The organism is Streptomyces sp. G45 (genome assembly GCF_049542095.1).
GTDB lineage: Bacteria > Actinomycetota > Actinomycetes > Streptomycetales > Streptomycetaceae > Streptomyces.
Genome location: NZ_JBMUZU010000001.1, coordinates 5875193 through 5887022, shown reverse-complemented (window position 1 = coordinate 5887022; position 11830 = coordinate 5875193). Strand labels below are relative to the sequence as shown.

General features: G+C 71.3%; 10 protein-coding genes. 8 read left to right on the top strand and 2 right to left on the bottom strand.

The window, feature by feature from the left end; genetic code table 11:
- The first annotated feature begins 1 nt into the window (after position 1).
- From ACOBQU_RS24830 to ACOBQU_RS24810, 5 genes are all read left to right on the top strand, one after another.
- Positions 2-1162 carry an acyl-CoA dehydrogenase family protein gene (locus tag ACOBQU_RS24830; protein ID WP_423629655.1) on the top strand — a complete coding sequence of 387 codons (1161 nt, stop codon included), beginning with the start codon at positions 2-4 and terminating at the stop codon, positions 1160-1162.
- A gap of 212 nt (positions 1163-1374) precedes the next feature.
- Positions 1375-2586, top strand: coding sequence for a helix-turn-helix domain-containing protein (locus tag ACOBQU_RS24825; RefSeq protein WP_423629653.1), 1212 nt, complete (start codon positions 1375-1377; stop codon positions 2584-2586).
- 93 nt (positions 2587-2679) lie between these two features.
- Positions 2680-3159 (top strand): hypothetical protein, encoded by a 480-nt coding sequence (locus tag ACOBQU_RS24820; RefSeq protein WP_423629651.1) that lies wholly within the window; start codon positions 2680-2682, stop codon positions 3157-3159.
- Positions 3160-3275: 116 nt separating this feature from the next.
- Positions 3276-4322, top strand: a complete 1047-nt coding sequence (locus tag ACOBQU_RS24815; protein ID WP_423629649.1) for an ABC transporter substrate-binding protein — start codon at positions 3276-3278, stop codon at positions 4320-4322.
- 251 nt (positions 4323-4573) lie between these two features.
- Positions 4574-5116 (top strand): GNAT family N-acetyltransferase, encoded by a 543-nt coding sequence (locus tag ACOBQU_RS24810; RefSeq protein ID WP_423634693.1) that lies wholly within the window; start codon positions 4574-4576, stop codon positions 5114-5116.
- A 47-nt stretch (positions 5117-5163) separates the two neighbouring features.
- Here the strand turns inward: ACOBQU_RS24810 and ACOBQU_RS24805 are convergent, their stop codons facing one another.
- The gene (locus tag ACOBQU_RS24805; RefSeq protein ID WP_423629647.1) at positions 5164-6783 is read right to left on the bottom strand and encodes a beta-N-acetylhexosaminidase; all 1620 of its coding nucleotides are present in this window, start codon (positions 6781-6783) and stop codon (positions 5164-5166) included.
- Positions 6784-6910: 127 nt separating this feature from the next.
- On the opposite strand from ACOBQU_RS24805, the gene ACOBQU_RS24800 reads away from it, so the two are divergent.
- The 3 genes from ACOBQU_RS24800 (at position 6911) to glmS (ending at position 10033) form a co-directional block, all read left to right on the top strand.
- Complete coding sequence (locus ACOBQU_RS24800) at positions 6911-7816, top strand: DUF4429 domain-containing protein (protein ID WP_423629645.1); 906 nt, start codon at positions 6911-6913, stop codon at positions 7814-7816.
- 111 nt (positions 7817-7927) lie between these two features.
- Positions 7928-8185, top strand: coding sequence for a hypothetical protein (locus ACOBQU_RS24795; RefSeq protein WP_423629644.1), 258 nt, complete (start codon positions 7928-7930; stop codon positions 8183-8185).
- Between the two features lie 30 nt (positions 8186-8215).
- On the top strand, positions 8216-10033 hold the full coding sequence (gene glmS / locus ACOBQU_RS24790) for a glutamine--fructose-6-phosphate transaminase (isomerizing) (protein ID WP_423629642.1): 1818 nt from the start codon (positions 8216-8218) through the stop codon (positions 10031-10033).
- A gap of 535 nt (positions 10034-10568) precedes the next feature.
- Here glmS and ACOBQU_RS24785 read toward each other — a convergent pair.
- Complete coding sequence (locus ACOBQU_RS24785; protein WP_423629640.1) at positions 10569-11093, bottom strand: universal stress protein; 525 nt, start codon at positions 11091-11093, stop codon at positions 10569-10571.
- Positions 11094-11830 lie beyond the last annotated feature (737 nt).

The window sequence follows — 11830 nt, the reverse complement described above, 5'->3', positions numbered from 1 at the left end:
CATGGACCACCACCTCTCCCCCGAACACGAGGAACTCCGCCGCACCGTCGAGGAGTTCGCCCACGACGTGGTCGCCCCGAAGATCGGCGACTTCTACGAGCGGCACGAGTTCCCGTACGAGATCGTGCGCGAGATGGGCCGCATGGGCCTGTTCGGCCTGCCCTTCCCCGAGGAGTACGGCGGCATGGGCGGCGACTACCTGGCGCTCGGCGTGGCCCTGGAGGAGCTGGCCCGGGTCGACTCGTCGGTGGCCGTGACCCTGGAGGCGGGCGTCTCCCTCGGCGCGATGCCGCTGCATCTGTTCGGCACCGAGGAGCAGAAGCGGGAGTGGCTGCCGCGGCTGTGCTCCGGCGAGATCCTGGGCGCGTTCGGCCTCACCGAGCCCGACGGCGGCTCGGACGCGGGCGGCACGCGCACCACGGCCCGCCTGGACGAGGCCACCAACGAATGGGTGATCAACGGCACCAAGTGCTTCATCACCAACTCCGGTACGGACATCACGGGCCTGGTCACGGTCACCGCCGTCACCGGCCGCACCGACGCGGGCAAGCCGCTGATCTCCTCGATCATCGTGCCGTCCGGCACGCCCGGCTTCACCGTCGCCGCCCCGTACTCGAAGGTCGGCTGGAACGCCTCCGACACCCGCGAGCTGTCCTTCTCCGACGTGCGGGTGCCCGCCGCGAACCTCCTGGGCGAGGCGGGCCGGGGCTACGCCCAGTTCCTGCGCATCCTCGACGAGGGCCGCGTGGCCATCGCGGCGCTCGCCACGGGCCTGGCGCAGGGCTGCGTCGACGAGTCGGTGAAGTACGCCAAGGAGCGGCACGCCTTCGGTCGGCCCATCGGCGCCAACCAGGCCATCCAGTTCAAGATCGCCGACATGGAGATGAAGGCCCACACGGCGCGCCTCGCCTGGCGCGACGCCGCGTCCCGGCTGCTCGCCGGGGAGCCCTTCAAGAAGGCGGCCGCCGTCGCGAAGCTGTACTCGTCCACGGTCGCCGTGGACAACGCCCGCGAGGCCACCCAGATCCACGGCGGGTACGGCTTCATGAACGAGTACCCGGTGGCCCGCATGTGGCGCGACTCCAAGATCCTGGAGATCGGCGAGGGCACGAGTGAGGTGCAGCGGATGCTGATCGCGCGGGAGCTGGGCCTCACGAGCTAGGGGGTACCGGCGGGGCCGGGGGCGCCCTCTTCTCCCACCCGCCCGCCCTCCCCTCGCGCTCCGCGCTCGTCCTCAAGCGCCGGACGGGCTGGATCCCCGCCGCCGCCCGGCGGGGTCCAGCCCGTCCGCCGTACTCCGACAGCGGCCCCGCCGTGGGAAGTTGGCCCCTACCATCGGAGGGGAGCAGCCTGAGCTAACGCACTGGAGTGGCCGTGGGCAACTGGGCAGACCTGACGACCGGTAAGCGCATCAAGCACCTGCGGGGCTCTGATCTGACACAGCAGGGGCTCGCCGACGCCTCGGGCCTCTCCCTCGCCCTCGTACAGAAGGCGGAGCAGGACCGGGGAGAGCTGTCCGTCGGTTCCCTGCTCAAGCTGGCGAGCGCGCTCAAGACGGACGTGGCGGTGATCCTGGGGCAGCAGGCGCCGCGCCGGGGGATGAGCCAGGACATCAGGGCCGCGTTGCGGCAACTGTCCGACGCGGTGCACGAAAGCGCGCTCGGCGAGTGGGAGGGCATCGACGACCCGAGCACCGTGGAGGAGTTGAGCGCCGCCCGCGACCGCGCTTGGGACGCCTACTGGGCGAGCGACACGGTGATGGTGAGCGGCTACGCCGCGAAGGTCCTCATGGAAGGGCAGGTCAGGTACGTCAGCGCCACCGGGCGCGAACGCGAGCAGGTGGGTGCGATCCTGGCCAGCACGTACCGCGTGGCCGCGTCGTGCTCGAACGGGTTCGGGCAGCGTGACCTCGCGTTGAGCGCGCTCACGTCGGCCAAGCACCTCGCGAAGGGCGCCGACGACCCGGTGATGACGGCACTGCTTGAGTCCACGCTGTCGTGGATCTACCTGCGCGGCGCCAACCTGCCCCGCGCCGTGACCGTGGCCGAGCGCGCCGCGCTGGCGATCGAGCCGTCGTTCAGCAGCGGGTCCCGGTCCCAACTGCTCGCGTACGGACGCCTGATGATCTCGGCGGCGGTGGCGGCATCCCGGCGCGAGGACGAGGCCACGGCCGACGACTACATCTCCCAGGCCCATGCCGCGGCGGCACGCCTCGGCCGGGACGAGAAGCTGTACGGCACCAACTTCGGCCCCACGGCGGCGAAGACCGAGGCCGTGGGCATCCACGTCGCGCTGAAGAACTACGGACGGGCGCTCCAGCTGGCCAGCCAGCCGGACATGAAGCAGCTCCCCCAGTCCATGTCGAAGGTGGCCCGCAACCGCTACAAGCTGGATGTCGCCCTCGCGCAGTGCGCGGCCGGACTGCACGACCGCGCGGCGGACACCCTCATCGAAGTGGGCCTCGACGCCCCGGAGTGGGTCAAGCACCAGGCCCTGCCCGGTGTCATCGGCAGGCGGCTGGCGAAGGTGTCCACCGCGCGCGTCCGCAGGATCGGGGACGTCATCGGCGTACCCCTGATCGCGTAGGCACTACGGAGCGTACGAGTCGCGGCCTGACAAGCTCCCCGGTCCCACCCCTCGTCACTTCGCTGTCCGTGATCGCTCGGGCACGCTGGGGACATGGTCAGCAGTGACAACGGACAGAGGTGGGAGCGGGCCGGGGCCCGGCGGACCGAGCGCGAACTGAGGCGCCGCCAGGCGCTGGCGGACGCGGCGGCGGGCGTCGTACCGGGCGAGGGGCGGGCGCCGGACACGACGGCGCGGATAAGGCGGTTCCGGTGCGTGATCTACCTGTGCGGCGCGCCGCACACGGACCTCGCGACCGCCCGCAAGGAGTGCACGGAGTACGCGGAGGCGTTCGGCTGGGAGATCACGGACGTGATCGAGGAGCGCGCGGGGCTGCTGCCGCCGCACGGGCGGGACGGGCTCGGGCAGGCCCTTGAGCACCTCAAGGACGGCGAGGCGGGCGCGGTGCTCACGGCGTACCGCTCGATGATCTCGTCGGTGCCGCAGGAGTACGACGAGATCGCGCGCGAGACGGAGAAGGCGGGCGGGTTCCTGCACGTCAGGGACGCGGCGCGGGGGGAGCCGGGCACCTGAGGGGCCCGCTCGGCGGCTGTGGGCGGGGCGCGGGCTGGACCACGGGGAAGGTTAGGTTAACCTAAGCACGATTTCCGGCCAGCGCCCAGCGCACCCGTACGAAAGCAGAGACCGCCATGCCCCGTCTCCCCCAGCCCACCCGCCGCGGCATCCTCGCCGCGGGCGGCGCCCTCGGCCTCACCGCCGCCCTCGCCGCCTGCGGGGACGACAAGAAGGACAGCGGCGGCAAGAGCGGCGGCGGTTCCGGCAAGGACGGTGGTCCCTGGTCGTTCAAGGACGACCGCGGCAAGACCGCGAAGAAGGACTCCACGCCGAAGAACATCGTGGCGTTCACCGGTGTCGCCGCCGCGCTGTACGACTACGGCATCGAGGTCAAGGGCGTCTTCGGCCCGACCAAGACCAAGGACGGCAAGGCCGATGTCCAGGCGGGCGACATGGACGTCAGCAAGCTGACGATCCTGGGCAACGCCTGGGACCAGTTCAGCGTCGAGAAGTACGTGGGCCTCCAGCCGGATGTCCTGATCTCGACGATGTTCGACGACAAGGGCACCCTCTGGTACGTGCCGGAGCAGTCCGCCGACAAGATCCTGAAGCTCGCCCCGAGCGTCGGCATCTCGGTCTACGACCGCCAGATGACCAAGCCCCTGGAGCGGCTGCACGCGCTCGCCGAGTCGCTGGGCGCGGACGTCAAGGCCGACAAGGTCGTCAAGGCGAAGAAGCGGTTCGAGGCGGCGGCGGAGCGGCTGCGCAAGGCGGCGAAGTCCCGGCCGGAGATCCGGGTGCTCGTCGGCTCCGCCAGCGCGGACGTGTTCTACGTCTCCGGGTCCAACCTCTCCGCCGACCTGGAGTACTTCAAGGCCCTCGGCGTGAACCTGGTCGAGCCGTCGGCGCAGGCGCTGAAGGCGAGCGGCGGCTGGTTCGAGAACCTGTCGTGGGAGAACGTCGACAAGTACAAGGCCGACGTGATCATGATGGACAACCGGACGTCGGCGCTTCAGCCCGAGGGCCTGGAGAAGCAGAAGCCGACGTGGGGGAAGCTGCCCGCGGTCAAGGCCGGGCAGGTCATCCCGCGCGTGACCGAGCCGATCTTCTCGTACGACAAGTGCGCGCCGATCCTGGAGGACCTGGCGGAGGCCATCGAGAAGGCCAAGAAGGTCGCCTGACGGGCCCTCAGCCCCTGGCACCCCGCCCACCCGCCCCCTCCGGGCGGGTGGGCTTCTTCAGCCTGTCCGGTGCGTGAGGACGAGTCGAGGGCACCACCCCACCCGCAGGTGACTTAGGTTAGGCTAACCTTAGTTTCGCGTCGCCTCCGAAAGGACGACCCATGCTCCCGCACCTGCTCAAGGACACCCCCGCGGAGCGGCACCGCGTCGGCGTGGTCGAAGGAACCGTGGGAACCCTCACCCTGCGCCCCATGGACCCCTTCACCGACGCCGAGCTGATCCACTCCTGGCTCACCCACCCCAAGGCGGCCCACTGGCAGATGGGCGGCGTGAAACTGTACGACGTGGAGCGGGAGTACATGGCCGTCGCGGCCTCCGACCACAGCCACGCGTACGTCGGCCTGCACGAGGGCGAGCCCGCGTTCCTGATGGAGCGCCACGACCCCCGCCACGGAGAGCTGGCCGACCTGTACGAGCCCGAGCCCGGAGACGTCGGCATGCGCCTCCTCACCGCGCCGACCGACCGGCCCGTGCACGGCTTCACACACGCGGTGCTCACCACCGTGATGGAGTACCTGTTCGCCGACCCGGCGACCCAGCGCGTCGTCACCGCGCCCGACGTGCGCGCCACGGCCGCCCATGCGCTCGTCGAGACCGTCGGCTTCGTCCCCGAGCGCGAGGCGGACACGCCGGAGCGGCGGGTGCTGCTCAGCTTCTGCGCCCGTGAGCGGTTCGAGGCGGCCGTCATCCACCGGGCCGTGGCCGCCCGCCCGGCCGCCGCGCTCGGCGCCTGAGACCAGGCGGGGCTCCGGAGTACGGTCCTCCGGAGCCCCGTCTTCCGTCACCGTGCCGTCGGCCAGGGCACCTGCGGCGAGCGGTAGTAGGTGATGCCGAGCGCGTCCCAGCGCGGGGCCTGCCGCACCAGGCGCTCCTTGTACGCCTCCCAGTCGTGCGTCGAGGCGGGCGACCAGCCCAGCTCGGCGATGCCGGGCAGCCGCGGGAACGCCATGAAGTCCAGCTGCTCGTTCGTCGACAGGGTCTCCGTCCACAGCGGCGCCTCGACGCCGAGGACCGCCTCCTCGGCAAGCCCCTGGAGATAGGCGCCGGGGTCCCAGTCGTAGGCCCGCTCGACCTCCACATAGCCCGCCCAGCTCAGACCGAGCGGGGTGTCCTTGTGGTACTTGTGATCGAGGTACGAGCGGTCGGCGGGCGACAGGATCACCTTGGCGCCGTCGCGCGCGGCGTCCACCACCTTCTCGCGCTCCGCCTGACCGGTGCGGTCGTAGCCCCAGTACTGCACCACGGCACCCGGCACGGGCTTCGCGTCCACCGCCAGCTGGTGCCAGCCGACCACCGTCTTGCCGTGCTCGGTCACGATCGGCTGCACCCGCTCCATGAACGCGTGGAAGTCGTCGTCGCTGGTGGAGTGCGCCTCGTCCCCGCCGATGTGCAGATAGGGGCCGGGCGTGAGCGCGGCCAGCTCCCGGACGACGTCCGCCACGAAGTCGTACGTCACGTCCTTCTTGACGCACAGCGAGCTGAACCCGACCTCGGTGCCCGTGTACAGCGGCGGCGCCACGCCGTCGCAGTTCAGCTCCGCGTACGAGGCGAGCGCCGCGTTCGTGTGGCTCGGCATGTCAATCTCGGGGATCACCGTGATGCCCCGGGAGTACGCGTAGTCGACGAGGCCGGTGTACTGCTCCTTGGTGTAGTGGCCGCCGGGACCGCCGCCGACCTGGGTGGAGCCGCCGTACTCCGCGAGGCGCGGCCAGGAGTCGATGGCGATGCGCCAGCCCTGGTCGTCGCTGAGGTGCAGGTGCAGCGTGTTCATCTTGTACAGGGCCAGCTGGTCGATGAACCGCCGGACCTGCTCGACGGTGAGGAAGTGCCGGGACACGTCCAGCATGGCGCCCCGGTAGGCGAAGCGCGGCCGGTCCTCGATGACGCCGCCCGCGACCCGCCAGGGCCCCCGCTGCCGTGTCGTCCGCTCGACCGCGGCGGGCAGCTGCTGGCGCAAGGTCTGCACGCCGTGGCGCAGCCCGGCGGCCGTCCACGACGTGATCGTCAGCGAGCCGCGCGTGGACGCGAGCCGGTAGCCCTCGCCGCCGAGCGCCTTGCTGTGCGCGTCGGAGCTGATGCGCAGCCGGATGCCGCCGGGGCCGCCGCGGTCGGTGACCGGCAGCGGATAGCCGGTCGACGGGCGCAGCAGGCCCGCCAGGTACTCGGCGACGCGGCGCTCCTCGGGGTGGCCGCCGACGCGGATGTACGTCTCGGGGGTGATCTCGAAGCCGGGCCCGGCCGCCGTCACCTTCATGGGGACGGGCACGACCTGCCCCAGCGGGACGGGGTCGCCGGGGGGCCGCCGCTCCCCGCCCGGTACGGCCGCCATGGACGACATCCCGGCGGCGACGACGAGCAGCAGCGAACCGATGACACGTGTCGATCTGTGGTGCTCTCTCACTAGCGGGTCCCTTCGACGGGCCGTCGCGGATGTGCACGCAGTCGAACCTTCATCATCCGTACCGCGCGCCCCAGGCCCGGTCAAGGTGTAGACCACCTGGCCCAAGGCCCAGTGGGACAATCCCCGCATGGCGGAAATCATCCAACGCGATGGAACCTGGACCTTCGACGGACTGACGCTGCGGCTGGTGCCGGGGCGCGACAAGGGCGTCTCGCTGCTGCGCAAGACGCTGGGCGAACTGACCGTGCCGCTCCAGGCGTTGGCGGGCATCGCCTTCGAACAGGGCAAGAAGAGCGGGCGCCTTCGGCTGCGGCTGCGCGACGGCTCGGACCCGCTGCTCCAGGTGACGGGCGGCAAGCTCGCCGACTCCTCCGACCCCTACCAGCTCACGGTGGAGTCCGACCGGTACGGCGTCGCGGAGTACCTGGTGGACGAGGTGCGCAACGCACTCCTGATCGAGCAGGTGCCGTCCACGTGCTGCGACGCCTATCTGCTGCCCGGCCCGTCCGTGCCGCTCCAGGTCTCCGCGGGCGACGCCACCGTCAGCTTCGACGGCGAGCACCTGCGCCTGGAGTGGAACTGGAAGACGGAGGAGGCCAAGTCCGCCTCAGGCACCCGCTCCCTGGCCCTCGCGGACGTCGCGGCCGTGGAGTGGCAGCCCGCCATCGGCCTGGAGAACGGCTACCTCCGCTTCAGTGTCCGGAACGCGCCGACGAAGGCCCCGCCGAAGTACGACCCGAACTCCGTGGAGCTGTGGGGCTTCAAGAAGGACCCGCTGATGGCGCTCGTCGCGGCCGCCGTCCAGGCCCGGCTCCCGCACCCGGCGGCGCCGCGCGAGCCCGCGCCGGAGCTGGCGGACGCCCCCGTGCCCGCGCTGGCCAAGGGGCCGGACGCCGCGCCGCCCGCCGCACGGGAGGACGACCACGACGCGCTCCTTCGCCGCCTGCGGGAGCTGGGGGAGCTGCACCAGAGCGGAATCCTGACGGACGAGGAGTTCACGGCGGCGAAGCAGGCGGTGCTGCGGCGGATGTGAGGAGGTGAAAAGGGGGTGCCCTGGGCCATCCGGGGCGCCGATCGGGTCAGCCCCTGCCCGAAATCGGGCAGGATTCTTGCGAAAGGTCCCTGTGTAATCCAGGATCGTCGGGTGCACGAGGAACTTGTCGATCACCTGACGCGCTCCACCCAGCTCCAGCGCGGCGAAGCGCTCCGGGTGATCCAGGACGTGCTCGCGTACTTCGACGAGACGACGGAAGCGTACGTCCGCCGCCGCCACCGCGAACTCCAGGGTCAGGGCCTGGTGAACGCGGAGATCTTCGAGCGGATCGCGACGGACCTGCGGTACCGCGCGGTGGCGCCGCCCGAGCTGACGCTGAGGCAGCTGCGCCGCATCGTCTACGGCTGACCCCTGTCCACACCAACCCGAGGGACCCTTATGTGCGGAATCGTCGGATATATCGGCAAGCGTGACGTCGCCCCTCTCCTCCTCGAAGGCCTCCAGCGCCTGGAGTACCGCGGCTACGACTCCGCGGGCGTCGTCATCACCAGCCCCAAGGCCACCGGCCTGAAGATGGTCAAGGCCAAGGGCCGCGTCCGTGACCTGGAGGCCCGCGTCCCCAAGCGGTTCACCGGCACCACCGGCATCGCGCACACCCGCTGGGCCACCCACGGCGCCCCCTCCGACGAGAACGCCCACCCCCACCTCGACGCCGAGAACAAGGTCGCCGTCGTCCACAACGGCATCATCGACAACGCCGCCGAGCTGCGCGCCAAGCTGGTCGCCGACGGCGTGGAGTTCCGCTCCGAGACGGACACCGAGGTCATCACGCACCTCATCGCCCGCTCCGAGGCCGAGACCCTGGAGGAGAAGGTCCGCGAGGCGCTGCGCCACATCGAGGGCACCTACGGCATCGCCGTCCTGCACGCCGACTTCAACGACCGCGTCGTCGTCGCCCGCAACGGCTCCCCCGTGGTCCTCGGCATCGGCGAGAAGGAGATGTTCGTCGCCTCCGACGTCGCCGCCCTGGTCTCGCACACCCGCCAGGTCGTCACCCTCGACGACGGCGAGATGGCCACCCTCAAGGCCGACGACTACCGCACGTACACCACCGAGGGCTCCCGCACCACGGCCGCGCCGACCACCGTGGAGTGGGAGGCCGAGTCGTGGGACATGGGCGGCCACGACACGTACATGCACAAGGAGATCTTCGAGCAGGCCGACGCCGTGGACCGCGTGCTGCGCGGCCGCATCGACGACCGCTTCGCCACCGTGCACCTCGGCGGCCTCAACCTGGACGCGCACGACGCCCGCAAGGTGCGCCGCGTGAAGATCCTCGGCTGCGGCACCTCGTACCACGCGGGCATGATCGGCGCCCAGATGATCGAGGAGATGGCCCGCATCCCCGCCGACGCCGAGCCCGCCTCCGAGTTCCGCTACCGCAACGCGGTCGTCGACCCCGACACCCTGTACGTGGCGGTCTCCCAGTCCGGCGAGACCTACGACGTGCTCGCCGCCGTGCAGGAGCTGAAGCGCAAGGGCGCCCGCGTCTTCGGCATCGTGAACGTCGTCGGCTCGGCGATCGCCCGCGAGGCGGACGCGGGCGTGTACGTGCACGCGGGCCCCGAGGTCTGCGTGGTGTCCACCAAGTGCTTCACCAACACCACCGTCGCGTTCGCGCTGCTCGCCCTGCACCTGGGCCGCATCCGGGACCTGTCGGTCGCCGACGGCAAGCGGATCATCGCGGGCCTGCGCGAACTGCCCGCGCAGATCGAGCAGATGCTGGCCCGCGAGGACGAGATCAAGAAGCTCGCCCAGGAGTTCGCCGAGGCCAAGTCGATGCTCTTCATCGGGCGCGTGCGCGGCTACCCGGTGGCGCGCGAGGCCTCCCTGAAGCTGAAGGAGGTCTCGTACATCCACGCCGAGGCGTACCCGGCCTCCGAACTGAAGCACGGGCCCCTCGCCCTGATCGAGCCCGCCCTGCCGACGGTCGCGATCGTCCCCGACGACGACCTCCTGGAGAAGAACCGCGCCGCCCTTGAGGAGATCAAGGCCCGCAGCGGCAGGATCCTCGCGGTCGCCCACCAGGAGCAGGAGAAGGCCGACCACACCATCGTCGTACCGAAGAACGAGGACGAGCTGGACCCGATCCTCATGGGCATCCCGCTCCAGCTCCTCGCCTACCACACGGCCCTGGCCCTCGGCCGGGACATCGACAAGCCGCGGAACCTGGCGAAGTCCGTGACCGTGGAGTAGTCCGCACGCGTCGGGTGAGTGGCCCCCGTACGTGTGAGTGGCCCCCCGTACGTGCCACCAGGCGCACGGGGGGCCACTCTTCCAGGGACCGGGGTCGCCCATTACCCCGGCCCGCGCCTGCCTCGACCGGTGGCCGTCACCCCCCGGTCGGCAGGACGCCGCGTCCCTTCGGGGCATCCGAAGCCCCAGCGACCGGTATGTACCCTTCACAAGGGAACAAACCACCTCTACGCGCGAGTAGATTTATGCGTTCCTCGTAGGGGAGTTGGCGCCTGGGGCGCTCAACTCGGCAGTGCGGGCGGGGTGTTGCGGAGGGTGGGAGCGCGGCGCGAGTGCGGGCGCGGCGCGGGGGTGCCGGGGTGCCGGGGGTGCGCGTACGGGTGATGTGCGGCGGCCGGGGGGTGGGGGTGGCGCGCGGCGGTAGGGGGTGCCCGTGGTTGTTACAGGGGTTGCAGGGCTGCGGGGTGCCCCTTGCGGAACGCGGGGGCGGCGGGGTGCCGGGACGCCGGAACTCCGGTGTTGCGGGACGGCGGGGTTACGGGATGACGACGACCGGGCGCTGGGCGCGGCGCGCCAGGCGGCCCGCGACGGAGCCGAAGATGCGGCCCACGATGCCGTGCGTCGAGCCGACGACGATGGCGTCCGCCGCGTACTCCCGGCCGACTTCCTCCAGTTCGTGGCAGATGTCGCCGCCGCGCTCGACGAGGATCCAGGGGACCTCCGCGAGATACTCCGCGCAGGCCAGCTCCAGCCCGAGGACCTCGGTGCGGTGGTCCGGGACGTCGACGAAGACGGGGGGCTCGCAGCCCGCCCAGACCGTGGTGGGCAGGCGATTGGCCACATGGACGATGATCAGGCCGGATCCGGAGCGATGGGCCATCCCGATCGCGTAGGCGAGGGCCCGCTCACTGGAGGTCGAGCCGTCGAAGCCGACGACTACGCCGTGCCGGAAGGCGGGATCGCAGGAATGACGTGGTTCTTCCGCCGCTTGGGGCGTCGCCGTCGGATCGGCGACCTGCCGCTTGCGGTCCGCGGGTTCGGAGAATTCGTGACCGGCCATCGGTGTCTCGGCGAAGGAGTCCTCGTGTGGGAGGGTCGGCTTTTGTCTGAGGTGAGCGGTGGTCACCGGACCTGCGCGGGAACCTCGCTCGCGGGGCCCCTGTCCGGTAATCGTCTTCACAGCCCCTTACCCCCAAGGGTACGGCGGCACTCCTCTCCTGCCCAGGTTCCGTCCGAAGCCGCACCGGGCCTGTTTCCGGGCCCGCCGGGGCCCGCGGGGGCCGCGCGGCGTTCCCCGGAGCATGCATGAGCCGGGCTCGGATGGCAATGGCAGCTGCCCCGTACAGGCGGTTTCCACCCGGTTCGCGCGGCGTGGTCCCGTTGGGCCAGTGACCGCGCGGCGCGCCACGCGTTGAACCCGCGAAACCACTCTTTCGAAGACATTCGCCCCCACGTTCCCCACCCACCCGCTTTCCCCAGCCACTCACCCCCACCGACTCCCCGCCGACTCCCCGCTGGCTCCCCCCCCCCCCCGCTGGCCCCCCGCTGGCCCTCCATCGCTCCCCGCCCGCTCCCCTATCCGCCCCGCCCCGGCCTCTCCCCTACCTGCCCCCGGGCCTCTCTCCGGCCCAAGCTCCATCCGCACCCCCAGCCCTCCTCGTCCGCTCCCTCCTCGTCCGCTCCCTTCTCCGCTCCCCGTCCCCCGGCTCCGCCCGCGCCCCAGTCCCTCCCCGTCCGCTCCCCCAGTCCCTCCCCGTCCGCTCCCCCATTCGCTCGCCCTCCGCTCCCCATCCCCTC